Origin of the sequence: Pseudoalteromonas luteoviolacea, assembly GCF_000814765.1 — a bacterium.
Classification (GTDB): domain Bacteria; phylum Pseudomonadota; class Gammaproteobacteria; order Enterobacterales; family Alteromonadaceae; genus Pseudoalteromonas; species Pseudoalteromonas luteoviolacea_H.
This window is the reverse complement of record NZ_JWIC01000007.1, coordinates 268211-292799: the sequence shown is the minus strand read 5'-3', so window position 1 is coordinate 292799 and position 24589 is coordinate 268211. Positions and strand designations below refer to the sequence as shown.

At 41.0% G+C, this 24589-nt stretch carries 25 protein-coding genes; 14 read left to right on the top strand and 11 right to left on the bottom strand.

Features of this window, described 5'->3' with window-relative positions; translation table 11 throughout:
- Nucleotide 1: 1 nt before the first annotated feature.
- A complete protein-coding gene (locus JF50_RS15790) occupies nucleotides 2-334 on the bottom strand; it encodes an NIPSNAP family protein (protein ID WP_039610387.1) in 333 nt (110 codons plus the stop codon).
- Nucleotides 335-418: 84 nt separating this feature from the next.
- Here JF50_RS15790 and JF50_RS15785 point away from each other — a divergent pair, with 84 nt between their 5' ends.
- Complete coding sequence (locus tag JF50_RS15785) at nucleotides 419-1108, top strand: ArsR/SmtB family transcription factor (protein WP_039610386.1); 690 nt, start codon at nucleotides 419-421, stop codon at nucleotides 1106-1108.
- A 189-nt stretch (nucleotides 1109-1297) separates the two neighbouring features.
- Nucleotides 1298-2365: an esterase-like activity of phytase family protein gene (locus tag JF50_RS15780; protein WP_052262356.1), complete on the top strand. Its 1068-nt coding sequence runs from the start codon at nucleotides 1298-1300 to the stop codon at nucleotides 2363-2365.
- 129 nt (nucleotides 2366-2494) lie between these two features.
- On the opposite strand, the gene JF50_RS15775 is transcribed toward JF50_RS15780, so the two are convergent.
- The 9 genes from JF50_RS15775 to JF50_RS15735 all read right to left on the bottom strand — a co-directional run bounded on the left by JF50_RS15775 (nucleotide 2495) and on the right by JF50_RS15735 (nucleotide 11652).
- On the bottom strand, nucleotides 2495-3046 hold the full coding sequence (locus JF50_RS15775) for a helix-turn-helix domain-containing protein (protein ID WP_235423457.1): 552 nt from the start codon (nucleotides 3044-3046) through the stop codon (nucleotides 2495-2497).
- Nucleotides 3047-3109: 63 nt separating this feature from the next.
- Complete coding sequence (locus JF50_RS15770; RefSeq protein ID WP_039610384.1) at nucleotides 3110-3925, bottom strand: DUF4437 domain-containing protein; 816 nt, start codon at nucleotides 3923-3925, stop codon at nucleotides 3110-3112.
- 282 nt (nucleotides 3926-4207) lie between these two features.
- Complete coding sequence (locus JF50_RS15765) at nucleotides 4208-4717, bottom strand: phosphoribosyl-AMP cyclohydrolase (RefSeq protein WP_200890418.1); 510 nt, start codon at nucleotides 4715-4717, stop codon at nucleotides 4208-4210.
- Between the two features lie 421 nt (nucleotides 4718-5138).
- Nucleotides 5139-6104, bottom strand: a complete 966-nt coding sequence (locus JF50_RS15760) for an acyl-CoA desaturase (RefSeq protein ID WP_039610383.1) — start codon at nucleotides 6102-6104, stop codon at nucleotides 5139-5141.
- Nucleotides 6105-6199: 95 nt separating this feature from the next.
- The gene (locus JF50_RS15755) at nucleotides 6200-8272 is read right to left on the bottom strand and encodes an EAL domain-containing protein (RefSeq protein ID WP_235423456.1); all 2073 of its coding nucleotides are present in this window, start codon (nucleotides 8270-8272) and stop codon (nucleotides 6200-6202) included.
- An 86-nt stretch (nucleotides 8273-8358) separates the two neighbouring features.
- Entirely contained in the window at nucleotides 8359-8649 is a 291-nt protein-coding gene (locus JF50_RS15750; protein WP_052262355.1) for a hypothetical protein, read from the bottom strand.
- Nucleotides 8650-8690: 41 nt separating this feature from the next.
- A complete protein-coding gene (tsaB, locus tag JF50_RS15745; RefSeq protein ID WP_039610382.1) occupies nucleotides 8691-9377 on the bottom strand; it encodes a tRNA (adenosine(37)-N6)-threonylcarbamoyltransferase complex dimerization subunit type 1 TsaB in 687 nt (228 codons plus the stop codon).
- Entirely contained in the window at nucleotides 9367-11289 is a 1923-nt protein-coding gene (locus JF50_RS15740) for an ATP-dependent DNA helicase (protein ID WP_039610381.1), read from the bottom strand. The genes tsaB and JF50_RS15740 overlap by 11 nt, the downstream gene beginning before the upstream one ends.
- A gap of 132 nt (nucleotides 11290-11421) precedes the next feature.
- Nucleotides 11422-11652: a hypothetical protein gene (locus JF50_RS15735; protein WP_039610380.1), complete on the bottom strand. Its 231-nt coding sequence runs from the start codon at nucleotides 11650-11652 to the stop codon at nucleotides 11422-11424.
- A 345-nt stretch (nucleotides 11653-11997) separates the two neighbouring features.
- Here JF50_RS15735 and hisG point away from each other — a divergent pair, with 345 nt between their 5' ends.
- The 12 genes from hisG to JF50_RS15675 all read left to right on the top strand — a co-directional run bounded on the left by hisG (nucleotide 11998) and on the right by JF50_RS15675 (nucleotide 22767).
- Entirely contained in the window at nucleotides 11998-12897 is a 900-nt protein-coding gene (gene hisG, locus JF50_RS15730; RefSeq protein ID WP_039610379.1) for an ATP phosphoribosyltransferase, read from the top strand.
- Between the two features lie 3 nt (nucleotides 12898-12900).
- Nucleotides 12901-14196 (top strand): histidinol dehydrogenase, encoded by a 1296-nt coding sequence (gene hisD, locus JF50_RS15725; protein WP_039610378.1) that lies wholly within the window; start codon nucleotides 12901-12903, stop codon nucleotides 14194-14196.
- Nucleotides 14196-15245: a histidinol-phosphate transaminase gene (gene hisC, locus JF50_RS15720; RefSeq protein ID WP_039610377.1), complete on the top strand. Its 1050-nt coding sequence runs from the start codon at nucleotides 14196-14198 to the stop codon at nucleotides 15243-15245. The genes hisD and hisC overlap by 1 nt, the downstream gene beginning before the upstream one ends.
- A 9-nt stretch (nucleotides 15246-15254) precedes the next feature.
- Nucleotides 15255-16316: a bifunctional histidinol-phosphatase/imidazoleglycerol-phosphate dehydratase HisB gene (gene hisB / locus JF50_RS15715; RefSeq protein WP_039610376.1), complete on the top strand. Its 1062-nt coding sequence runs from the start codon at nucleotides 15255-15257 to the stop codon at nucleotides 16314-16316.
- Nucleotides 16313-16903: an imidazole glycerol phosphate synthase subunit HisH gene (gene hisH / locus JF50_RS15710; protein WP_039610375.1), complete on the top strand. Its 591-nt coding sequence runs from the start codon at nucleotides 16313-16315 to the stop codon at nucleotides 16901-16903. The genes hisB and hisH overlap by 4 nt, the downstream gene beginning before the upstream one ends.
- A gap of 12 nt (nucleotides 16904-16915) precedes the next feature.
- Nucleotides 16916-17650, top strand: a complete 735-nt coding sequence (locus tag JF50_RS15705) for a 1-(5-phosphoribosyl)-5-[(5-phosphoribosylamino)methylideneamino] imidazole-4-carboxamide isomerase (RefSeq protein ID WP_039610374.1) — start codon at nucleotides 16916-16918, stop codon at nucleotides 17648-17650.
- Nucleotides 17632-18405: an imidazole glycerol phosphate synthase subunit HisF gene (gene hisF, locus JF50_RS15700; RefSeq protein ID WP_039610373.1), complete on the top strand. Its 774-nt coding sequence runs from the start codon at nucleotides 17632-17634 to the stop codon at nucleotides 18403-18405. Before JF50_RS15705 ends, hisF begins: the two co-directional genes overlap by 19 nt.
- On the top strand, nucleotides 18402-19013 hold the full coding sequence (gene hisIE, locus JF50_RS15695; RefSeq protein ID WP_039610372.1) for a bifunctional phosphoribosyl-AMP cyclohydrolase/phosphoribosyl-ATP diphosphatase HisIE: 612 nt from the start codon (nucleotides 18402-18404) through the stop codon (nucleotides 19011-19013). The genes hisF and hisIE overlap by 4 nt, the downstream gene beginning before the upstream one ends.
- A gap of 58 nt (nucleotides 19014-19071) precedes the next feature.
- Complete coding sequence (locus tag JF50_RS15690) at nucleotides 19072-19569, top strand: hypothetical protein (protein ID WP_039610371.1); 498 nt, start codon at nucleotides 19072-19074, stop codon at nucleotides 19567-19569.
- Between the two features lies 1 nt (nucleotide 19570).
- Complete coding sequence (locus JF50_RS15685) at nucleotides 19571-20329, top strand: glycosyltransferase family 25 protein (protein WP_039610370.1); 759 nt, start codon at nucleotides 19571-19573, stop codon at nucleotides 20327-20329.
- Between the two features lie 293 nt (nucleotides 20330-20622).
- Entirely contained in the window at nucleotides 20623-21741 is a 1119-nt protein-coding gene (gene glf, locus JF50_RS15680) for a UDP-galactopyranose mutase (protein ID WP_039610369.1), read from the top strand.
- A 3-nt stretch (nucleotides 21742-21744) separates the two neighbouring features.
- Nucleotides 21745-22767 (top strand): hypothetical protein, encoded by a 1023-nt coding sequence (locus JF50_RS15675; protein ID WP_039610368.1) that lies wholly within the window; start codon nucleotides 21745-21747, stop codon nucleotides 22765-22767.
- A 495-nt stretch (nucleotides 22768-23262) separates the two neighbouring features.
- On the opposite strand, the gene JF50_RS15670 is transcribed toward JF50_RS15675, so the two are convergent.
- The gene (locus tag JF50_RS15670) at nucleotides 23263-24276 is read right to left on the bottom strand and encodes an IS110 family transposase (RefSeq protein ID WP_039608907.1); all 1014 of its coding nucleotides are present in this window, start codon (nucleotides 24274-24276) and stop codon (nucleotides 23263-23265) included.
- Between the last annotated feature and the right edge of the window lie 313 nt (nucleotides 24277-24589).

Here is a 24589-nt window from a genome sequence, read left to right as displayed (position 1 = left end):
CTCACATGGCTCCAATTTGCTTTAAAGTGCTCTCAACGCCACTGAGAAAGTAGCGCCTTTCGTGTAAAATAAAACTTTCTCGCAGCGCAAACTCAAAGTTTGCTTGAGCTTGTTCATCAGCCCTTAATCTCTGGCGGTATGCCTCGTATTCAGCAAGACTGGCAAATGCAATTAGACCATAAGCTCGCTTATTGTCCCCTTCATAAGGCATAAAGTAGCCAATCAACTCGCCCCCTAACCTAGGAATAATCTCACCCCAATTTTTCGAGTATTGATTAAACTGCGCTAATTTACTTGGGTCGATTTCGTATTCTATAAAACAGGTCATATACATTAGATTTGCTTCCTTTATTGTTTTAAGGCAGTCTAACGCTTTGAAAATGTTATGCTTCGATGCACATCGAACTATTAAGAAGTTATGGAACCAAATATCTCTCTCGTCGCCGGGTTAATTGCAGATCCTGCTCGCTCAAAAATGTTAATGGCCCTAATGGGTGGGAAAGCCTTAACTGCAACCGAGCTATCAATTGAAGCAGACATCACTGCGCAAACAGCCAGTAGTCATTTGGGAAAATTAGTCGACGGCGAGCTACTGCAAGTTCGAAAGCAAGGTCGCCATAAGTATTTTCAATTAAAAGGGCAACACATTGCTGTGATGCTAGAGCAGCTATTGGTTATCACCTCCCTATCCAAACCACAGACAGCAACAGGCCCAAGTGATCCTAGGCTGCAATTTGCAAGAGTATGTTACGACCACTTGGCTGGTGAGTTAGGCGTTAAACTTTATGACGCATTGGTATCGGAGGATATGCTTCAAGATATGGGGGAGCAGTCTGTACTCACTGAAAAAGGTAAAAAGCACTTTACTGGCTTAGGTGTTGATGTCGCAGCACTTGAAAAAGCGAAACGACCTATTTGTAAATCCTGCCTAGACTGGAGTGAAAGAAGAAACCACTTAGCTGGCAGCTTAGGAAAGTGGATATTGGACTTCACATTTGAAAAGCAATGGGCAGAAAGAGGTTTAGATAGTCGCGCTATTGCATTTTCTGCCAAAGGACTGAAATCTTTCCACAAAACATTTTTGATAAAACCTGATGTCCAGAATTAACCAGTGTTTACTCAGCAGCATGTAATGAGTGCATTTGCAAACCATCAACGCTTTGCCCACAATCCACGAAAATACACCTAACACACCATAAAAAGTTTAAATTAACTAATTTTTTATTCGTTTTGTGATGCAAACTTAACGTTACCCGCGTATATTCCTCGGTTCTATTTCATTTGTTGATAAAACATTATGCGCAATTATTTATTCTTGGCCTTGTTAGCCCCCTTTTTTACTTACTCAAACACGATTGAGCTTTCTTACTTAGATGAGTTCATTGTATCTGCGGACTTAAAGGTCGATGGCGACACTGTGGGTGGCTTATCGAGTATCGAATATGCCAATGGTAAGTATTTGATGATAGCGGATGATGCTGACAAACCAAGGTACTTCAGTGCAGATATTCAAATCAAAGAAAACAAGTTTAAAAATGTAACGTTTGAAAAATCTGTCCAACTCATTGATAAAAATAACCAATCCGTTGTTGCAGATCCTGAAAGCCTGAGATCACTGCCCAATAATGGCGGTATCGCTTGGAGTAGTGAGGGCAGTATAAAATTCAGCAAAGCACCGGCTGTATTTTTGCAAACAGACGTTGGATTGACTCAGTTTGAACTACCAAGCATGTTTGATATTAACAAGTCATCGGGCCCTAGACATAATGCCGTATTTGAAGGGCTAACAATTGCACCTTCTGGAAAAGGAATGTGGGTATCAATGGAAGGCCCGCTTAAACAAGATGGCAAAAAAGCAACGATCAAACATGGCAGTATGCTCCGTATTTCTTATTTTGATTTTGCTTCAAAACAAATGCAAAAACAGTTTGCTTACTTCCTAGAGCCTATGGTTAATCGACCTGAAGCAAAGCCTGATGCATTTCGCACAACCGGCCTTGTCGAAATTTTACAAATCAATGAGCATCAATTCTTGACCATGGAGCGCTCTTATACCGCGGGTATTCCTGATGGTGGAAATAGCGTTAGTATTTTCCTCATTGATATCAAAGGTGTAACCGACACATCGAAGCTAGCATCATTAAAAACAGGTCAATATCACGCTGCGCAGAAAACCTTGGTATTAGATATGGAGTCAATCAAACACAAACTGGGTTCAAAACATATTGATAATTTAGAAGGCATGACATTTGGTCCACAGCTTTCGAATGGAAACCCAAGCCTGCTCATGGTGTCTGACAATAACTTCAACATTCATGGCAAACAGTTAAGCCAGATTTTATTGTTTGAAGTAAAAAACAAATGATAACTGAATAGAGAAAATTGATTTGTCAGATCTAAAGTAAGCTCAGTATCTGGCAAATCAAAACCACAACCCGATAAAGCAATATATGCCCTATTCGCATGAATATGCCAGATTATCAGCACGCTCACATTATTTGTTGTCAGTGCCATTGAGCAATCTTTTTTGGGACATATAATCATAAAAGATATTCAGTCCTAACAAAGCAAAGCCCACTACAAAAGCAATGCCACCGAAGTCCAGATACCTAAAGTTGCCATGTAATTCATACTGTTGATTAAAATCAGCCCCTTTAAGTGTCGGTATTAAAATATCGATTACCCACAGTCCAAAGAACAGGCTTGCAGCAGCAAATGCCATTAACCATGCATATTTGCATATAAAGCTAAACGCTATATTTTCAACCCCTTTTGATCCCTGAAGAGCCATGGGGCTTACAGCAAAAACAGAGGCAAGTGCTTTTGCTGTTTCTAACGATGCAGAACCAGTTTTTTCCACTCTTTGGATGGTCCTTACACTTAAGCCACTGGCAGCAGCGAGTTCATCCTGACTCCAGCAGCTAGCCATACGCAGCGTATAGATCTTTTCTTTATTCAATTTCACATCCTGACTCATATTTGTCATTCCTTTAAAGTGATCATAAAAGGTCATGATAGCAACTTGAATCAAAATATTACCTGACAATAGACTGACTCTACAGCGACAAACACCTGACACGAGTATGACAATGACATGACATACATCAAATTATCTGACCTCAAATTGCTCGTCCGCACGGATGTACAAGAGTGCATCGTCATTACCAAGATTCGTCACAATATGATCAAATTTAGCTGTGGATTCAAAATAACTCCCTGCCTCTAATGTAATAACGCTTTGCTCACTAGAGCGATAGCTCACTTTACCAGAAATAAGTACGGCTCGAAATTCACTTGATGTGCTCGCAATCACACCGCTAAATTGCCTAGGCAGCTTTATCATTTGACCTCTCACTGCGCTATCACTTCCCCAGAGCTGTACTGCTTTCACTTGTGGTGTGTTTAGATATTTCAACGTTTTTTGGTAAAGCCAAACAATATTGTTTTTATGCAGGTTGAGCGCTCTTTCGCCGTTATCAAATGCTTGCTTCATCGGTTTCACCAAGTATGGACCTGAATCAATTTCAAGATAAATCAGATTAGTATTACCGTTTGCTGCTGTTATATGAGATTCCCCCGCAGGTTGTGTCCAAAACGACCCTTTAGGCATCCACATTTTTTCAGCACTTGGGTCATCATTGTGCAAAAGGCCATCAATCACCACGCCTCGATAGGTGATATTGTGTATATGTGGCGGTGATTCAAACCCTTTCTTGAAGCGAACTAGCATACCAGTGGCGCTATTTTTTGTCCTATCTCCCCATAAGTTAACCGCTCCAGGGCTCAACTTTCCTCTTAACGGGTTGAGATACCCCCATTCAAGGTGCTCGGTGGTAACTACTTTAGATACAGGCGGGTTCGCAACCCCCTGCGACGCTTGCAGTAAAAACGAAAAATAAATCAACGTATATATAATTGGTCGCATAAAACTTTCTTTCAGTGTTATTTTTAACGTTACTTTATGCTAAACGTCCGGCTAAAATTAGAAGGTAAAAACTAAAAACTCTTTCAATTTATTGCAGATAATCACGTAAAGTTTAGCCATTAATTATATACCTCGATGTCATGTCTGTACTGACTCAAATATAACTATTTTAAGAAATGAAGATGGTAACAAGACAACCAGTATAAGTGTGAAGGGCGTGTAGCAACAGGCGTAACCAATACCTGCATAGCGCAGGTATTGGACAACGTCATTTAAGAACAGTTACAGCTTAAATGGCAATGAAGAGTGGTGGAGGTTAATTTTGACATTACCTTCTTTGTCTTTGATGTAACCAAATGAATACTCTACTTTGATTTCTTCACCATTTTTCTTTGTAAAGTAGTAATTACCCATCGACATAGCTGAGTTACCATCTGTGATGATCCCTTCATTTTCCCAGCGAACCTTAACATAAGGAGCTAACGCAAACCCTTTATCTTCAGCTAAATCTTGGCCTACAAAATAAGAAAGTGCCTCTTTTTGAGTGCCTCTAAATTGATCAACTGATGCCAAAGTCGGCTTAAACAGTACCTGACCATCATTAAACGCATAGAATTGCTCTAAATGCTTAATCGCTGCTTTTTTTGGGTCTTGCGCTTGCCCTATTTTTACGATCCCTTCACCCCAGCCTTTTTGTGCAGCCTCTACTTCAACCGTCGTGATAGAGGCAGCCTGTGCACTCAGTGACATCAATGAAGCAATTGCTAGTGATATTGCAGCTAACTTAATCATGAAACTCTCCTTTAGAATCTTCTATATTTTTTATCGCTAGTTAAACTTGACCACAACATATGTAATCAACTTTAGGGGTCGTCAAGCCTCATACCCTTCCACGAGTTTCAATACCTCGCCCAAAAGGACTACAGTACAAGGTCCACCCATTGTCGTTAAAATTAAGTTATATAACAATTAACTTTATGTAATATTACAAAGTTTCAAGATTAGTAAATTGAACATGGGAAATGGAGAAAAAGATCTAGCACAGAACATCAAAAACATTCATATTATGATACTAGTTACCACACCCATTAGAATTTAATATCAGGTGAGTCTTCAGGCCACACAACAATTTAACCGTGTATTTAATGTACATTTTGTGCTTTGGGAAAACAGTCTTTTACAAACCTATGCGTTCGTCTAGCGACCAAGTTGGTTAAGTGCCTTTTCGGAGAAACTGTGCAACTTTACAATCTTCTGGAGTCCGTTCAATCCGACTGTCTATATTTTTCGACACATTCACCAATTCATTGCGAACTGGAAGTTGTTTGGGCAACTTAATATTTTTAACGATGCCAAGGTTATGTAACGCATTTAAAACCCACCAGCCAGGATCAGGTTCATCCTTATAAAGCCCTAACATGGCGGATCCTGGATAAGCGTGGTGATTGTTATGCCAAGCTTCTCCCATAGACAAGAACCCTGCTATTCTGATGTTGTGCCCTTGTACTGCGGCTCCTTCAACCTCCCATGTTTTATCTCCTTGGTTGTGCGCAAAATACCCAATTAACCAATGCCCTCCAACAGAGATGACTACTCGTACGGAAACACCCCATATTAGCCATGAAAAACCACCTATCATGTATAAAGGGATGGCTAAAGTTAACTGCTGAAACATCCAAGTTTTCTCAATGAATTGATAAAATTTATTTTGAGAAACGAGCTCTTCTATTTCAAATTTAGGGGGATTATTTAGGACGAGATCGCAATTAAGTTGCCACCAAGCATCTTTGATAAGATTTGACCCATGTAGTAAATAGTCATGGCATTTATTTTGCCTTTGAGCCCAATCTCTTAGGTCGTGTTGGATCATCATACCTATGGGACCCGCCATACCAACTAACACACCCAAATAGACAAATAAATACTCCATCCATTTAGGGCACTCGTATGCACGATGAATAAGCAACCGGTGCATGCCAAGAGAGTGGCCACAGCATAATGTAATTCCTGTAAGAACAAAGAATATAAACACCGAAGAAAAAGAGATTACAAAAGGCGCAATAAATACAGCCAGAGCCAGATGAGTTAGGAACCAAATGGATTTAATTGGCTTCCACTTTACATCGCCATCGTACGCATTTGTTGATTGTTGCGACTTTACTCTCTGCGTATTTAACATATCGATCCTGTTATTGACTTGTGTACACACTGCCTCACTTTTTATCTATAACAGTGACTTAAATATAGTTTAAAGCATAAATGAAAGTTTGTGGGTTACTCCTCAACTGGCTCGCCTTTATCTTTTGCCATATTATTGGAGTCGACTAAATCGCCTTTGGTCATATACAAATAAATAGCCTCTTCCACCGGCATGGCTTTAAAGTATAAAAAGCCTTGTACGCACTCAATATGAGACTGTTTTACGACCTTTTCTTCATCGGTAGTTTCAACGCCTTCAGCCACCAGCTTAAAGCCTAATTTCGAGATCATCTCAGATAAATTGGTATATAACGAAATCGACTTACTATTCAATTGTTCTGGCAACAAACTACGGTCTAACTTGATAGTTTCAATATTTAACTTGGATAATACTGACAGGCAAGAATAACCCGTCCCAAAATCATCCATTGCGCAGGCAATTTTATTTTTTTTGAGTGCATCTACAATGGTGACTGTTTTATTAAAATCTTCAATATAACTGGACTCTAGTAACTCAACTTCAACCTGTCCTGGAAACTTAGCAAATGCCTTTATAATTCGTCGATACCCTCCAGTGAGCAGGTTTTGTGGTGATATGTTAAAACTAATTTTCGGTTTTAGGCCATGCTTGGCAAACTGTTCTAAATCTATCTCTAATTGGTCAATGACGTAATTGTCGATGATGTGCAACAAATTATGCTGATCCAGTGTTTCTAAAAACCACGGTCCTGAAACAGTACCATCTTTATTTGTAAGCCTTAATAGTGCCTCAAAACCAACAACATGCTTATTATATGGATTAATTTTAGGTTGATAAAATAACGTCAATGCACCTTGATTCAAGGCCTCTGTTACTTCTTTTAAGCTATGCGCACTAATTTGCTCTTTTCTTTGCGTTTCACTGAAAGAGCCTTCAGCCCCCTCTTCAATTAAACGCCCGGCAGTGTAGCGTTTCATCAGCACATCTAGTGCTTTACCCGATAAGTTATTGTCTCTATTTGCCTTTAAAAATGGGAAATAAATCAGCGCATTAATGAGTACTAAGCCCACTTGTAGCACAATACCTTTTACACTCTCTGTAAGTAACCAACCGTTTATAAAAATAGGGGTAAACCAAGGAATTTCATCGGCATACTCGACCGAAACAAATCCACTATAAAACGCAAAATAAGCAATAGATGCGTTAACTAATGGACAAAGTAAAAACGGCAAAAGGATATAAGGGTTAAATACGATGGGGAGTGCGTAAATCATCACCTCACTGATATTAAACAATGCCAAAGGAGATGAGATAGCTGCAATACGCTTTTCATGTTGACCGTTTTTCAAGAACATCGCAGCCACAATCAATCCCCACAAACATCCTGTGCCGCCTAAAATCACAAACCCAGTAAAAAAGTTATAACTAATTAAATCGGGCAAAACATAGTAGCCCGTTAGCTCACTTGATACGAGCAGTTGATAAGTGTTATCACCATGAACACCGATAAACCAGAGCAAATGAGAGATGATCAGCTGCATTGATAACTTTTCAAATACATTCCAATGGGGGTTAAGTGACCTCAAAAGTTCTACGGTGGCATCAGCCACCATATCAATGTAAGGAAACAGTAGCAGCACAACACTGGTAACAATCAGGTAAGGTAAAATCAAATTTAAATGTTTGCGTAAAAACAAACTAATCGAGCTTACACCGACCAAACGGAACACTCTCAAGCGCTCTAAATAAGACAGAAAATAGCAACAAACAACAGGCATGAGCAAAGAGTATAAAGCCCCCATACGATGATTAATGGCCAGATCACCATCTGATATCGTGATATACCCTGTCGTTGCCGTAAAACAAGTAAATACTAATATGGGGCTGGCAATAGAATGAACTTTTAGATTTTTAGACAGGTAGTAACTAAAAGACATTAAGGTCAGTACTGGAAATATCCCCCAGACCAAAACATTAAAGTCTTCTAAAAATTGATGCTCAACGCCTTTCATGGATATGTTGAGCCACTGATTGATGAGTGTGATTAACGACGCCACGATGAAAAATGGAATTAACGCAATATAGCCCTCACGCAGCGAAAGTATCACTGTGTTGGAGGAAATTTTAAATGCATATTGGTTAAATTTATTAAGCAACGTTCTTGTCACAACTCGGTTTTTCTTTTTACATTACCCCAATAAATTTAGATTACAATCGGTTATTGCAATTTTTTACTGAAAATAATTCAACCTGATCAAGCGTATAAATCAACACCTATGAGCGCTTGTATTTCTGAGCGTCTAGTTTCATTTTGAACGGCCGAGTATGACTGGACTGCTTTGCTGGAGTTGAAGGAAGGTTGATCGTAGATGACCGAGCGTTTGTCCTGTTGAAACTGCTCCGCCAATTTAACACCTTGAGGACTGAACTTAATGTCACTGACTGGGCTGCTATTGTCATTCGGGCGCGCATTCTCCTGAGTTTTAACCACCTTGGAGTTGAACTGATAAGTGTCCTGATTTTGAACTACTTGATTAATCCGCATGCTACGCGCCCACTATTTGTGCCTAATTTAAGGATAGTGCCTTATTCACGACCTGGCAACTTCTTCCAAGTTACCGTATCCCTGACATAATGCGGCTGAGCATCTTGAGCCATAACCGTATCACCATTGCTAAATGCAATATCGCCACTTGCCAACATATATAACGCATTGGGTAAAGATACTGAATCAATGACTGATACATTCAGACGTTGTGCATCATCTGCATAAGTTTGCCAACCAGTGCCGACACCTTTCACACCATTAAAGCTATCATGCAGAGCATCAGGCTTAACGACAATCTCTGCTTGTTTTGCAATGGCGTTACCCAGCTCATCTTTACCAAAATGGCCAAGGTAAATTTCGCCCATACGTGCATCTATAGCACTGATAACTTCGTCACAGTCCTGTGTTTGCAATGCTTCTTGCGCCATGGCTTGTAAAGTTGATACACCATGTAATTTCAAACCTGCCGAATACGCTAGACCTTGAGCGACTGCCACGCCGATTCTAACGCCAGTAAAACTGCCCGGTCCGCGACCATATATAATGCCATCTAAATCTTTAAGTGTGCAATTTGCTTCAGATAATAACGCATCTACAAGCGGCAGAATTTTCTGACTGTGTTGCTGTGGACACACTTCAAAGTGAGTAAAAGTTTTACCTTTAAAGTGAAGGGCAAGGCTCAAAGCTTCTGTAGAAGCATCTATTGCTAGCAAATTATGTTTCATGTTTATCGATGTTCTCTAAAAAATTCAATGCCTTCTCCAAATCTCGCGTACGCGTCATCGGTGGAAGACTTTTAATAAACGTTTCACCGTATTTTCTCGTAACTAAGCGATTATCGCAAATAATAAGCACACCTTTATCAGATCTATCGCGGATCAAACGCCCTACACCTTGCTTTAGTGCAATGACCGCCTGTGGTAGTTGAATATCCTCAAAAGGCTCTTTACCACTGAGCTCTGCATCTTTCATTTTAGCTTGTAACAATGGATCATCTGGCGATGTAAAAGGCAGTTTGTCGATAACAACACAGCTTAAGGCATCCCCTCTCACATCTACCCCTTCCCAAAACGATGCAGTGCCAAGCAAAACAGCATTACCGTGGCGAATAAACTGCTCAAGTATAATACGCTTTGACGACTGACCTTGCATAAAGACGGGGTATTCAGTCGCCGTGCTGATCCCCTCATAAACAAGGTGCATCACGCGATAACTAGTGAAGAGTAAAAATGTACGACCCTCAGCCGCATTAATCACCGACTTCGCTATTTTAACTAACGAGTGCGGCATAAGTTCATCTTTAGTCTCTGGTAAATACCTTGGTAAACACAATAGCGCCTGCTTTTGATAATCAAACGGACTATCTACAATTTTATGAAAATCAGGCTCTAAACCAAGACTGGCGTTAAAGTGGTCAAGTTTATTATCAACAGACAAGGTAGCCGAGGTAAAAACAAAACCAGCCTCTGTTTTTTTTATCAACTCTTGAAAACGATTTGATACATCCAATGGTGTGATATGAATGGTCACAAATCGACGCGTAGTTTCAAACCAATAACTGTAACCCGTTTGAGCAACATCAAACGCACGTTCCATTTGCCCTTTGAAGGCCAATACGCGCTCAAAGGGGTGTTCGATTTTGTCACTACGATCAAGGCACAGTTTGAGTACTTTATACAAAAAGTCTAAATTACCAATTACTCGGTGCAGCGCCTCGCAGATCACTTTGTCTTGCAGCGCTTCTCGCCAATCTCCGCGCGCACCATCACCACCAAACACCAGTCTTAAATCAGCGATACTGGTGGTGAGCTTATTAAGGGTTTTACCTAATTGCAGCATATCTGGCATATCACTGAGATAGATAACACGAATGTCATTCACTAAATCATTGAGTTGCTTGGTACTGATTGACTCACCAAAATAATCGCTCGCAATCTCATTGACCTGATGCGCTTCATCAAAAACATAGGTATCTGCGGTAGGCATTAATTCAGCAAAGCCAGAATCCTTGACCGCCATATCGGCAAAGAATAAATGATGATTTATCACCACCAAATCGGCTTCCATGGCTTTAAGGCGCGCTTTACGTATATAGCACTCAGCAAAATCTGGGCACTCTTTCCCTAAACAGTTATCTGCTGTCGAACTCACATAAGGTAAGACTTTGGCATCTTCCTCTATACCAACACAATCAGCGAGGTCACCACTTTGCGTTTCTGTTGCAAACTTCGCAACCATTGCAAGTTGATGCATCACGTCCGGGTCATCTGTTGGCACATGGGCAACATGCTGATTTAGACGATAAGTACACAAGTAGTTGGCTCGGCCTTTAAGCAAAGCAGTTTTACGCCCTTTACCAAGTGCCTTTAAAAGGCTCGGCAAATCTCTGTGATACAACTGCTCTTGCAGCGCTTTAGACCCCGTTGAAATAACGACTTTTTTGGGACTTATCAAAGCAGGGACGAGGTAGGCAAATGTTTTACCAGTCCCTGTACCAGCTTCAACTACGCATTGACCACCGTTTTTAACGATATCATCAATCGCAACAGCCATTTCAATTTGAGGTTGTCTTGGTTGGTATCCACTAAAATGATTAGCAAGTGGACCGGTCGCTGAGAAGTACTGTTCTATGGACAAAGAAAAATATTACCTGACTAAATAACTCAGGCAATTCTAATTTTAAATCTAAGCGAGAGCAAGGTACCCAACAAACTCTGCCGTTATTTTTCTATTAAATTAAATACGTTTTACCCAGTCTTCATGGCCAAACTAAGCCCAAGTATCCAGATGTTTTTCATCATCTGAGCTGTGACTATTTTCATCGTCCTCATCTGGAGGCAGCTCCCGCTGATGTTTTAATTCACTGTCTACACTATTAGTTTGAGATTTACCTTTGATCTTTTCCGCTTTGTTATCGAGCACACCAACAATTTTAAACGGACCATTGTGCGCAACTTTTAATCGTACGATAGGCGCCATGTAAGGTTTAAAAACATCCATAAGCTTATCCTCCCAAGAAATAAACCACTGACCTATATACTTATTATCGGCAGCTATAATGTATTCTTTATTTATTTTCAAAAAGTACTTGCATGCTTTGGTAATTTCATGATTATCTATAAAAAGTTAATCGAATTACAGAAAATTTTACAATTAGGTAAGAACATGTTTTTAAATCTGACAGCAGTACATCATCACCATCATACATCGGGATAGCCTGTCAGGTATTTCGCTGGTGGGTTATTCCTAAAAGGAACCTCCGGCGAATCATTCAACGTATTTAAAATTTATTTCGCCCTGAGGTTCCCTCGGGGTTTTTCGTTTTTGAATATTAGGAAATAAATTATGAATACATCTAATCGCTTACGTATCGCAATCCAAAAATCAGGCAGATTGTCAAAAGACTGCCAATCCTTGTTAAAACAACTAGGCGTTAAGCTGAACTTGCGTGAACAACGTCTAATCGCGCACTCAACAAACATGCCCATCGATGTACTTCGTGTTCGAGATGACGACATTCCAGGCTTAGTGATGGACGGCGTATGTGATTTAGGCATTGTTGGTGAAAACGTACTGGTAGAAACACAAGCAGAGCGAGAACGCGCAGGCCAATCCAACGCGGTTAAAAAGCTGTCAAAGCTTGACTTCGGTTATTGTAGGCTGGCGCTTGCTTGGCCACAAGAATTAGGTGAACAGTCAAAAGATTGGTTTAACGGTAAACGCATTGCCACCACCTACCCAGAAATTCTTAAGCAATATCTTGCCAAAGAAAACATCGATGCCAGCGTGGTTATGCTAACGGGTTCAGTTGAAGTTGCGCCGCGTGCAGGTCTTGCTGATGCAATTTGCGACTTGGTATCTACAGGCGCAACACTGGAAGCAAATGGTTTAATGCAAGGTGATACCATTTTAGAGTCAAACGCATGTTTAATCCAAAATGCGAACCTGAATGACGACAGTAAGCTCTCATTAATTAACAAATTGCTACCACGCTTAAAAGGCGTTCGCCAAGCCAAAGAAAGCAAATACATCATGCTGCACGCACCAAAAGCAAAACTTGAAGAGGTATGCGCACTACTACCTGGCACTGGTCAACCAACACTGTTATCACTTGCAGGCAGTGAAGATTACGTTGCCCTACACATGGTGAGCAGCGAAACATTGTTCTGGGAAACCATGGAAGAGTTAAAAGCGTTAGGTGCGAACTCTATCCTCGTCATGCCAATCGAAAAAATGATGGAGTAAATTATGCTAGTTTGGGATCAACTTGACCAACAAGCACAGCAAGCAATACTCACTCGCCCTGCCGTTAGTGCAGGTGCGGGAGTGCAAGCAGCAGTCGAAGGCATCATTGACAGCGTGCGTCAAAAAGGCGACCAAGCCCTACTGGAAATGGCCAAGCAGTTTGATAACCGCCAATCAGATAGACTACGAGTACCTGAAGATGAAATCACACAAAGTGAATTTCTGCTCAGCAATGAGCTAAAAGGTGCCATCGATCAAGCTTACAACAACGTACGCGCATTTCACGAGCTTCAACTACCTGAGCCTAAACAACTTGAAACGCAGCCTGGCGTGATATGCGAGCTAAAATATCAAGCCATTGAAGCTGTCGGAATTTACGTACCGGGCGGGAGCGCACCTTTGCCTTCTTCTGTGTTAATGCAAGGTGTATGTGCGCAGCTAAGCGGCGCAAAAACCGTGGTGCTCGCAACCCCAGTGAAAGGTGAAGAGCCGATCCACCCTGCTATTTTATATGCAGCAAAAAAATGCGGCATAAATACCATCATTGAAAGCGGTGGCGCAGGTGTGGTAGCGGCGATGGCACTAGGTACTGAGAGTGTACCAAAAGTCGATAAAGTATTTGGCCCTGGTAATGCGTTTGTCACTATGGCAAAGCAACTGTTATCCCAGTCTGTCCCTGGCTTTGCTATCGACATGCCTGCAGGTCCATCAGAAGTACTGGTCATCGCAGATGAAAACGCTAACCCCGCTTTTGCTGCAGCTGATTTACTATCACAAGCTGAGCACGGCGCGGACTCTCAAGTACTACTGCTAAGTGACAGTGAAACCTTTATCACTGAAGTAGAAGCTGAAATCACAAGGCAACTGGCTGAGTTATCTCGATCTGAAATCGCAAAACAAGCCATGAACAACAGTGCATTGGTTTTAGTTGATTCAATTGATAAAGCATTTGAATTGTCAGCCGAGTATGGTCCTGAGCACTTAATACTGCAACTTCGAGATGCGCAGTCTCGTGTTGATTTGGTGAAAAACGCAGGCTCTGTTTTTGTCGGTGACTACACACCAGAGTCAGCTGGCGACTATGCATCGGGAACCAATCATGTACTACCAACGTATGGTTACTCTAAAACCTATTCCAGTTTAAATTTAATGGACTTTTTTAGAACCTATACCGTTCAGTCCATCACTAAACAAGGCTTATCTGATTTAAGTAAGGCTATCTTGCCATTAGCAGAAGCCGAAGGACTTGATGCACACGCGAATGCCGTTGCAGTTAGATTAAATGGTGGAAAACAATAATGGCAACTTCATTATTACCAAAAAATATCGAGAGCTTGAAAGCATATAGCTCAGCAAAAAGCGAAAAGCTCACAGGAAATACGTGGCTAAATGCCAACGAGAGCCCATTTAATAAAAGCATTGAGATCTCTATTGATGATTTAAACCGCTATCCGGAGCCTCAACCAGAATCCGTAATTAATGCATACAGTCAGTACGCACAATTGTCGCCAACGCAGGTGTTGATGACCCGAGGCGCCGATGAAGGCATTGAGCTATTAATGCGCACATTTTGTGAACCAGCCAGAGACAGTATCGCGATTTTCACACCGACTTACGGTATGTATAAAGTCTCAGCTGATACACAAAACATTGCCATTAACACCCTTTCACAAGCTCAATTGAAAGAAGCGCAAAGCAGCGAACTCAGCGCACTTATCGGCGATGCTAAACTGGTATTTATTTGTAATCCAAATAACCCTACTGGCAGCCTGACACCGATTGACAAAATTGCTGCGCTTGCCAAAGCACTTGAGAACTCTGCACTGGTCGTCGTGGACGAAGCGTATATTGAGTTTGCCCCAGAGCAAAGTGCGGTGTCTTTGCTACAAGATTTCGATAATGTCGTAGTGCTAAGAACCCTTTCTAAGGCGTTTGCCCTCGCAGGACTTAGAACAGGCTTCTTGTTGGCCAATGATGCGGTATTAAACCCTGTACGCAAAGTCATCGCGCCCTACCCAGTATCAACCGCGGTAGCAAAAATAGCAGAACAGGCGCTGTCGGTAGATGCAGTCACGCAAATGCGCAGACAGGTAAATATCTTAAATAGTAATAAAGCCAAACTAAAAACATGGCTGAGTAACTCACCTAAAGTCACTCAGGTTCTTTGCGGTGAGGGCAATTTCGTGACGCTGCAATTAAGCGACAAAGCACTTATCGAACAAGCAATGAAAGCCGGCACCATTATGCGCCCGTTTACACTATTTGGTGAAGACAACTGGCTAAGAATATCAATCGGTAGCGAGCAAGAATTAGAACAAGTCAAACTTTGGCTAGAGCAAAGCGAGTAAGGAAGTAAAATGAGTACGCCATATCTATTCATCGACCGTGATGGCACATTAATCGAAGAACCTGTTACAGACAAGCAGGTAGATAGCCTAGAAAAATTAGCGCTTCTACCTAATGTTATCCCAGCCATGCTGGCTTTGCAAAGCGCAGGATACCGCCTTGTCATGGTATCTAACCAAGATGGCTTGGGCACAGACAGTTTCCCAGAAGAAGACTTTGCCGCACCGCACAACAAAATGATGGAAATCTTCTCATCACAAGGCATTAAGTTTGACGAAGTGCTGATATGCCCGCACTTTGACGAAGACAACTGTGATTGTCGCAAACCCAAAACGGGTTTACTCACTTCTCTGATGCGCTCAGGAAAAGTGGACCTAGCACGCTCTTATGTGATTGGGGATCGTCAAACAGACATCCAACTTGCACAAAACCTATGTATTCAAGGCATCTTGTACGACGATGATTGGAACAAAATTGTCACCGAGCTGACCACGCAAAACCGTCAAGCCAGTGTGATCAGAAATACTAAAGAGACGCAGATCTCGGTTGCTGCAAACCTAGACCAAACCGCCAATGGCGAAATTAATACTGGCCTTGGTTTTTTCGATCACATGCTTGATCAGATCCGTACCCACGCCAATATTGGCCTTGAAATAAAAGCACAGGGCGATTTACACATAGATGAGCACCACTTAGTCGAAGATGTCGGTATCGCGCTGGGGCAAGTATTACGAGAAGCACTTGGCACTAAATCTCAAATCGCGCGATACGGTTTTGCTTTACCGATGGATGAATGTAAAGCAGAGTGCCAATTAGATTTATCAGGCCGAGCATCATTTGTACTCAATGCCGACTTTACTCGCGATAATGTCGGTGACTTAGATGTGCAAATGGTCGAGCACTTTTTTAAGTCGCTATCCGATAACGCCCAAGTAAGCCTAATACTCAGTGTCTCTGACGGCAACTGCCACCACCAAGTTGAAGGGTTATTCAAAGCATTTTCTCGCGCATTAAGAATGGCCATTGCTAAAGATGCGTCTCAACTTACTGCTAGCTCAAAGGGGTGTTTATGATAGCCATAATTAATACCGGATGTGCCAATATCAACTCAGTTCGCTTTGCATTCGAACGTTTAGGCGTGACACCTGAAGTGTTATCTGATCCTAGTCAGTTAGCTAAATTTGACCGCGCTGTCCTCCCGGGAGTTGGGCACGCTAATATGGCCATCAAACGATTGAATGAGCAAGGGTGGAAAGACGCCATTAACGCTTACCAAAGACCCCTCATGGGCATTTGTTTGGGTATGCAAATGCTCTGTGATGACAATGAAGAAGGTAATATTACAGGGCTTGGGGTCATCGACGGCAACATTAAAGCACTGCAAACCGGTGAACTAACGAGTCCGCACATGGGTTGGAACAACATCAATGTCACCAAGGCACACCCATTAACACAAGGGATCAGTAATGATGATCAGGTGTATTTTGTGCACAGCTTTGCCCATGAGCTCAATGACACAACGCTCGCGAGTTGCGAATACGGACAAGCATTTTCGGCCATCATCGCCAAAGATAACTACGCAGGCATGCAATTTCACCCTGAGAAAAGCGCCAAAGTGGGCGCACAGCTTTTAACTAACTTTATGCAATGGCAAGTTTAATAAGGAACGAACATGATAATTCCAGCACTAGATGTTTTAGATAGCCAAATTGTTCGCCTCTATCAGGGCAAATACGATACAGCGCAATTTTACCCGTTTGACTTGCAAACTCGCTTGCATGAATACCAAGATGCAGGAGCAATAAAATTACACCTTGTTGATTTAGAGGGCGCGCGCGATCCAAGTAAAAAGCAGTGGCAACAAATTCAAACAGCGACAAGCAAACTGGATACACCATACCAAGTAGGTGGTGGGATCCGCGCTTATGAAGATATAAAACAGTGGCTTAAAGCAGGTGCAAACCAAGTAGTTATTGGATCATTAGCCGTTGACCAAAAAGAGCAATTAGCTCAGTGGATCCAAGAGTTTGGCGCGGAACGTTTTGTCATTGCATTAGATGTAAATAAAACAGCAAATGGCTGGTCTGTTGCTACGCACGGCTGGCAAAGTGACTCAAGCGTTTCACTATTTGAGTTAATCGACTTTTATCTGGCACTTGGCGTGTATGACTTCCTATGTACGGACATCAGTAAGGATGGCACCATGACTGGTCCTTCATTTGAACTGTATCAGCAAATAGTACAATACAGTCCAGCCGCAAAAGTACAAGCTTCAGGTGGTGTAAGCTCATTGGACGACATCAAACAGCTTATTGAAATTGGTGTCGCAGGCATTATTTTAGGCAAATCTTTATTAGATGGCGCATTTAGTGTTGAGGAGGCAATTGCATGTTATCGAAACGCATAATTCCCTGTCTTGATGTAAAAAATGGCCAAGTCGTCAAAGGGGTCAAGTTTAAACAACACGAAGTGGTTGGCGACATCATTGAACTAGCCAAGCTATATAGCGAGCAAGGTGCGGATGAACTGGTTTTTTATGAGATCAGTGCCAGCGTAGAAAAACGCTTGCTTGATTTAAGCTGGGTCAGAGACATCGCGAGAAATATCGATATTCCTTTTTGTGTTGCAGGTGGCATTAAATCCGTTGCAGATGCCGCAAAAGTGTTAGAACAAGGCGCGGATAAGATTTCTATTAACAGCCCTGCGATAGCTAGGCCTGAACTTATCAAAGAATTGCACGATGAATTCGGTAAGCAATGTGTGGTTGTGGGTGTAGACAGTTTTTATGATGATAAAAGTAGTGAGTATTTAGTATATCAGCTAACCGGCGACCCGAACGCTGCCAGCCAAACACGCTATAAAACACAGGAATGGATCCAGCGAGTGCAAGATTTAGGTGCTGGTGAAGTCGTACTAAATTGCATGAATCAAGATGGTGTTCGCAAAGGTTATGATTTATCACAACTAAGTAAAATGAGATCACTGTGTGACATCCCGCTTATTGCATCTGGTGGCGCAGGCAAAGAACAAGATTTTGTGGATGTATTTAACCAAGCAAATGTAGATGGTGCGCTGGCAGCCAGTGTATTCCACAAGCAAGTAATTGAAATACCAAAACTAAAACAGTATTTGAAAAAGAATAAGGTAGCGACAAGATTATGAAATTAACACCAGACAACATAAGCTCTGTCGACTTTAGTAAATCAGAGTTGATCCCTGCGATAGTACAAGATTACGAAACGGGCGTCATTTTGATGCAAGGGTTTATGAACTTAGAAGCACTACAAGTGACGTTTGAAAAAAAACTTGTCACCTTTTATTCAAGATCTAAGTCAAGACTGTGGACCAAAGGTGAATCTTCAAACAACGTACTCAAGCTCATAGAAGCACACACTGACTGTGACAAAGACAGCATATTAATTTTGGCAACGCCTGCCGGCCCTACTTGCCACCTTGGCACCGAAAGTTGCTTTGATGGCGCTCAACCCGAACTCGCCTTTTTAGGCACACTGCAAAAAGTGATTAAGGAGCGTAAAAACGCTGATCCCGAGTCCAGCTATACCGCATCACTGTTTGCCAAAGACTTAAGCCGAAGCTGCCAAAAAGTCGGTGAGGAAGGTGTTGAAGTAGCACTGGCTGCGATGAAACAAGATAAAGCCGAATTACTTAACGAATCTGCGGATTTAATTTACCACTTATTAGTACTTTTACAACGAAGTGAACTCGACTTATCACAAGTTGTCGAGACATTAGCCAAAAGGCACCAATAACCTACCTCATCCCAAATGACCATGGTATGCTTAGGGAAAATTCGATAAGGAAGCTGCCATGGTTTTTCGCCACCTCATATACTCATTTGGTTTTATCACATTAGTTGGATGTAACTCATTACCTAACGACGTTCAGAAAAAAGTTGAAAACATGACTGACTGTGAAAAAGTCAACGCATTGATCACGGGTGCGGGTGATGGCTTTTCTATTTTGAAAGGCAGCGAAATAAACGGCAAGTTAATGAAAAGCTGGCGTCCCAAAGCACATCTAATTGAAAACAGCTGCCAGATTAATTTGTACACAAGTGGCAACACAGCCTATGAATGTAATAAATCTTTCTCAGGTAAAACTGAAGCGCTAGTTAGGTTTGAGCAAGTAAATGAACAGCTTAAAACCTGTCTAAGCCCTGACTGGGAAGAAAAACAGCACTTTGGCAACGAAAGCAGTCGATCCACTTTTACGAGTGAGCTTTCAGAAACTAAAGTTGCAGTCAATTTTGGTACCACCCTCGATAAGCAGAAACCTTGGGCGGTCAGCTTGGAAATAGTAAAATAATATGACTCAACCACCAATATTTTTAATAAACTTAGATAAGAGCACAGATAGACTGGATGCGGTAACGCAGAGACTCGCACCTTTCGATATAAAATTTGAGCGTATAAGTGCAGTATTGGGAAGCAAAGTAGATCAAACAACACGTGACAGATTTTATTCAGTAGAAAAAAACAGCAGTGATTACCATAAACCACTTAGTCCGGGAGAGATCGGCTGTTACATGAGCCATCTAAAAGTACTGCAACACATTGTAGACAATGAAATTCCTTGGGCCATCATATTAGAAGATGACTTTGAAGTTGTAGGCAACCTTAATGAGGCCATCTCCGCTCTATCAGAAATTGATTTTGAATGGGATATGATAAAGTTAGCTGAGTACGGTGATCGCACTCGCCCAACCGCTTATGAGTTTAAGCTCAATGCTACTTTTAATTTAAAAATTCAAAAGAAAGTATCTGCAGGCACTTGTGCACAAGCTGTCACTCTAGATGGTGCAAAAAAAATCCTACAGTCGAGTATTCCGTTTGGTCGCCCTGTCGATACTGATTACCAACATTGGTGGGAAAAGAACATAGAAATTTTGACCTTATCTCCTTGTCCACTAAAACAAGATCTAGACTTTGACTCCACAATTGGAAATATGAGTAAAGGCCTGTCTTTTAAAACCGCTTTTTGGAGAAGGAAAATACAACAGCTAAAATATAAAGCGTTAAATAAATCAAATACGCGTCGAATTATTAATAAATTCATTGAAAGATAAAATTATGGGGTGAATTCACTTCACCCTAATAATTAAAACCTCATCATTATAAAAAGTAAAAACAAGATTAAAAACAAAAAACGTTACCTATCTTAAAAACACATAATTTAGTTTTCCAACCCTACAACAGACTCATTAATTTCCACCATTAATTAATATATTAAATTTAAAAACAACCGAATTATGAAAATATTAATTATTAGCGACATTTAATTTTATTTAAATTAAATCCTCACTTATGTGATATTATTTTAGGTTAGTTATTAAATATTTATTAAGTGAGGCTAAATCGAATGAAAAACACGCAGTACGACTATCTTATAGTTGGTGCAGGTTTATTTGGTGCAGTGTTTGCCCGAGAGGCCACAGATCAAGGAAAAAAAGTCTTAGTTATTGATAAACGCGACCACACTGGTGGTAATATCTATTGTGAGAATATAGAAGGTATTAACGTCCACAAGTATGGTGCACATATATTTCACACCAGCAATCAGCTGGTCTGGGATTATGTAAATCGTTTTGTTACATTTAATCATTATGTCAACTCCCCGGTTGCCCGCTATCAAGACAAGCTCTATAACTTGCCTTTTAATATGAATACCTTTTATCAATTATGGGGCGTAACTACACCACAACAAGCAAAAGATAAAATCGAAGCAGAGCGCGCTCCTTATGCTGACTTAGAGCCACAAAACTTAGAAGAACAAGCTCTATTTTTAGGTGGGCGAGATCTGTATGAAATACTAATCAAAGGATACACTGAAAAGCAATGGGGCCGTCCAGCCACACAAATACCTGCGTTTATTATCAAGCGCCTCCCCTTCCGGTTTACTTTCGATAATAATTACTTTAATGATACTTATCAGGGGATCCCTGTCGGTGGCTATAATGCATTAACTGAAGCGCTGTTAGAGGGCGTCGAAGTGATAACAGGCATAAACTACTTTGATAAAGCTGATGACTATAATCAACTAGCAGATAAAGTATTGTATACAGGTAAGATTGATGAGTTCTTTGATTGTCAGTTCGGTGCTTTAGAATATCGCAGCTTACACTTTGAAACCGAAGTGCTAGATCAAGACAGCTACCAAGGTAATGCAGTGGTTAACTATACTGAGCGTGACGTTCCTTATACTCGAATTTTAGAACATAAACATTTTGAATTTGGCACAAGTGATAAAACTGTCATCACTAAAGAATACCCGCATGAGTTCAGTAAGGACAACGAACCTTACTACCCAATTAATGATGAAATAAATAATGCTCTATTAGCCAAGTATCAGGAGTTGGCTAAAACAGCACCTTATGCTGATAAATTTATTTTTGGGGGTCGTCTTGCCAATTATAAATACTACGACATGGATGACACCATTGAAGCTGCACTTGCATTAACAACTCAGGAGCTTGTTTAGGTTATGAGTAATAAAGTATATATAGCTAGAAACTATCGCTCTAAGTTTGATGCAGCTGGCAAAGCTAAAATGGACTGTGAAACCATTTTAGAAAATAATGGCTGGAAAAATATTGGTTTCAAGCAAACATGGATCTCAAATTCGATTCTTGGCACGTTAATAAGCGCACTGGGCGTTACATGGGCGATTTTAAAATTAAAGCCCGGCAGTGCCGTATGCCTACAATATCCATTCAATAAGTTTTATGGTTATTGTTTATGGGGCGCAAAACTGAAAAATAGCAAAGTCTTAACCCTTGTGCATGACCTGAAAAGCTTAAAAGGTAAATATGGTCATTCAGATAAGGAAGTGGCACTTTTAAAGCAGTCTGATCAATTAATTGTCCACAATGACAAAATGGCCGCATGGTTTACCGAACAAAATTTTCAAGCCCTAATTACCAATATTGAGGCTTTTGACTATTTACACACAGATAGCCCCAATGCAAAACGAACGGATACTGACTATGCAAAAATCCGCGTCGTGTTTGCAGGTAATATGGGTCCATTTATTTATGAGTTAGATAACCTTGACCGTGGCAACTTTAAATTTGATCTGTATGGTGTGGGCTACGACAAAAATAAAGTCAAAAATGTCGAAGACACAGTATTAGATTACAAAGGCTGCTTTCCATCAAATGAGGTTATTGACCATATTGATGGTGACTTTGGCTTAGTGTGGTATGGCAATACCTTGGACTCATGTGATGGCGTAACGGGCAAGTACTTAATGTACAACAACCCGCATAAGCTTTCGTTATATTTGCTCTGTGATATGCCAATTATTATTTGGGATAAGGCGGCAATGGCGAGCTTTGTGGAACGAGAAGGTATTGGTTTTAGTATCAGCTCTCTTCGCGATATAAAGCATAAATTAGCGGAACTTAATCCAGATCAGATTGAACAAATGAAACGCAATGTAGCACGCGTTAAAGCTGACGTTCAGTCAGGAAAGTATTTAGAAAGAGCCCTGAACCAATTCTCTTAACGAGACATACAATAGGGTCAAATAAAAGCCTTAATTAACATAAAGGCTTTTATTTATATGCTATGACCATAAATTTGCCCCCTACAACACTCTCGCACCAGCACCTTACATTACAAACCTTTATCCATAGCTTGCTTTAGAGCCCACGTATTGATGGCATACGAGCATATCAACCTCAAAATGGATTGCGGAGCAACCCCGCAACGACGAAGGGTGAGAAAGTGCAACTTGTTCAAACCAACGGTACCAACCCCCACCTCGTCACCCTGAACTCGTATATGGACTCCACTTGTTTGACAACATGTTTTTTAAAATTAAAGATGCTTGCGTATATGCGGTTTCTTTTGAGAGCGCTACTCTCTAACCTTTGATTTATTCGCACCTTCTGTCCTAAACGCTTCGTTAGTGTATTATCACTTCAAGTTCAGACAGGTTTTCAGAAGGTTGGTCTTACCTTTTAATTACATTGTTGTCGAACTCTTTTTAAAATGTTTTTTAAATCATAACTGGCTGGTAATTCGTACCTTGTTTTAACATTGCCCAAGCAGTTCTGATATTTTTATTCACCAGCGCAATACAAGCTCGCTTCACTCCTGAACGAGCAACTAACCTTAAGAGCCATTGCTGCTTCAATGTCTTGGGTTTCTCCGGCAGATTAGAAATGTATGACAATGCCCCCAAAAATAAACAGGACTTTAGCTGTTTATCTCCAGCACATTTATCAATTCCCAGCATCACGGTTTTTCCGCCACTGCTAAATTGTTTTGGGGTAACGCCTAAATATACTGAAGCACATCGCCCATTTTTAAAATGCTCCGTTTGACTCAAGCTGGCAATTAGCCCCGCTGCGCCTAAAACTCCCACACCTTCAAGCGCAATAACACGTTGGCATTGTTCATTTTGAGAAACAAGCAGTTCTAGGTTTTTAGTGACTTTATTCAGAGATTGCTCTATTTGATGGTATTGAGCTTTTAAGACACTGAGTAATGGCAATAATACCTCTGGTAAACTATTGCACTCTGTTAAAACCTCTTTCAATGCTTTCTTGGAGCGAGGAATAGTGATGCCATATTCATAAAATAAGGCCCTAATATGATTACTGAGTTGTGTAAGTTGTTTATCCAGAAACTTACGACTCACAGTGAGCGTTTGGAGAATTTGCTGTTCTATGTTTTTTACTGGAGAAAAGGGCATATTTGGTTGAATAGCAGCAATCGCAATCCCGATAGCATCATTGGCATCTGTTTTTTGTTTGCTTATATAAGGCTTAACATGTTTCGGAGACATCCCTCTCACTTCATGACCATAGGATTGAGCAACCCGCCCCCAATAATGAAAACTGCCACATCCCTCCATTGCCACAATGCTAGGAGGAGAGTTAGCGAGTATCTGGCGAACTTTAGATGGAGACTGTGCTTTATTAAAAATAATTTCGCCATGTTTAGAGACTTTTGCGACTTGGATAATATTTTTTGCAAGATCGAGCGCAATCACGTTACGATTATTCATATATGGACTCCTTTGTTTTGGTCGACACCACATTACACTGTATGTGAAGTGTGGTGGAGTCCATATATCGCTTCAGGGTCCGCGTATTGACCGCATACAAGCATAACGACCGCAAAATGGATTGCGGGGCAAGCCCGCAACGACGAAGGTGAGAAAGTGCAACTTGTTCAAACCAACAATACCAAACCCAACTATTTCAACCAACAGTACCAAACCTAACGCCGTCACCCTGAACTCGCTTCAGGGTCCATATCGATCTCAAAATGGATTGCGGGGCTAGCCCGCAACGACGAGGGTGAGAAAGTGCAACTTA

What these genes read in the sequence shown, in the direction of transcription:
- hisH (WP_039610375.1), top strand. Translation starts at nt 16,313, where the DNA reads ATGATAGCCATAATTAATACCGGATGTGCCAATATCAACTCAGTTCGC.
- JF50_RS15760 (WP_039610383.1), bottom strand. Translation starts at nt 6,104, where the DNA reads ATGTTAAATACGCAGAGAGTAAAGTCGCAACAATCAACAAATGCGTAC.
- JF50_RS15685 (WP_039610370.1), top strand. Translation starts at nt 19,571, where the DNA reads ATGACTCAACCACCAATATTTTTAATAAACTTAGATAAGAGCACAGAT.
- JF50_RS15735 (WP_039610380.1), bottom strand. Translation starts at nt 11,652, where the DNA reads ATGGATGTTTTTAAACCTTACATGGCGCCTATCGTACGATTAAAAGTT.
- hisC (WP_039610377.1), top strand. Translation starts at nt 14,196, where the DNA reads ATGGCAACTTCATTATTACCAAAAAATATCGAGAGCTTGAAAGCATAT.
- JF50_RS15670 (WP_039608907.1), bottom strand. Translation starts at nt 24,276, where the DNA reads ATGAATAATCGTAACGTGATTGCGCTCGATCTTGCAAAAAATATTATC.
- JF50_RS15750 (WP_052262355.1), bottom strand. Translation starts at nt 8,649, where the DNA reads ATGCGGATTAATCAAGTAGTTCAAAATCAGGACACTTATCAGTTCAAC.
- tsaB (WP_039610382.1), bottom strand. Translation starts at nt 9,377, where the DNA reads ATGAAACATAATTTGCTAGCAATAGATGCTTCTACAGAAGCTTTGAGC.
- JF50_RS15690 (WP_039610371.1), top strand. Translation starts at nt 19,072, where the DNA reads ATGGTTTTTCGCCACCTCATATACTCATTTGGTTTTATCACATTAGTT.
- JF50_RS15705 (WP_039610374.1), top strand. Translation starts at nt 16,916, where the DNA reads ATGATAATTCCAGCACTAGATGTTTTAGATAGCCAAATTGTTCGCCTC.
- hisIE (WP_039610372.1), top strand. Translation starts at nt 18,402, where the DNA reads ATGAAATTAACACCAGACAACATAAGCTCTGTCGACTTTAGTAAATCA.
- JF50_RS15780 (WP_052262356.1), top strand. Translation starts at nt 1,298, where the DNA reads ATGCGCAATTATTTATTCTTGGCCTTGTTAGCCCCCTTTTTTACTTAC.
- glf (WP_039610369.1), top strand. Translation starts at nt 20,623, where the DNA reads ATGAAAAACACGCAGTACGACTATCTTATAGTTGGTGCAGGTTTATTT.
- hisF (WP_039610373.1), top strand. Translation starts at nt 17,632, where the DNA reads ATGTTATCGAAACGCATAATTCCCTGTCTTGATGTAAAAAATGGCCAA.
- JF50_RS15790 (WP_039610387.1), bottom strand. Translation starts at nt 334, where the DNA reads ATGTATATGACCTGTTTTATAGAATACGAAATCGACCCAAGTAAATTA.
- JF50_RS15675 (WP_039610368.1), top strand. Translation starts at nt 21,745, where the DNA reads ATGAGTAATAAAGTATATATAGCTAGAAACTATCGCTCTAAGTTTGAT.
- JF50_RS15765 (WP_200890418.1), bottom strand. Translation starts at nt 4,717, where the DNA reads ATGATTAAGTTAGCTGCAATATCACTAGCAATTGCTTCATTGATGTCA.
- JF50_RS15770 (WP_039610384.1), bottom strand. Translation starts at nt 3,925, where the DNA reads ATGCGACCAATTATATATACGTTGATTTATTTTTCGTTTTTACTGCAA.
- hisG (WP_039610379.1), top strand. Translation starts at nt 11,998, where the DNA reads ATGAATACATCTAATCGCTTACGTATCGCAATCCAAAAATCAGGCAGA.
- hisB (WP_039610376.1), top strand. Translation starts at nt 15,255, where the DNA reads ATGAGTACGCCATATCTATTCATCGACCGTGATGGCACATTAATCGAA.
- JF50_RS15785 (WP_039610386.1), top strand. Translation starts at nt 419, where the DNA reads ATGGAACCAAATATCTCTCTCGTCGCCGGGTTAATTGCAGATCCTGCT.
- hisD (WP_039610378.1), top strand. Translation starts at nt 12,901, where the DNA reads ATGCTAGTTTGGGATCAACTTGACCAACAAGCACAGCAAGCAATACTC.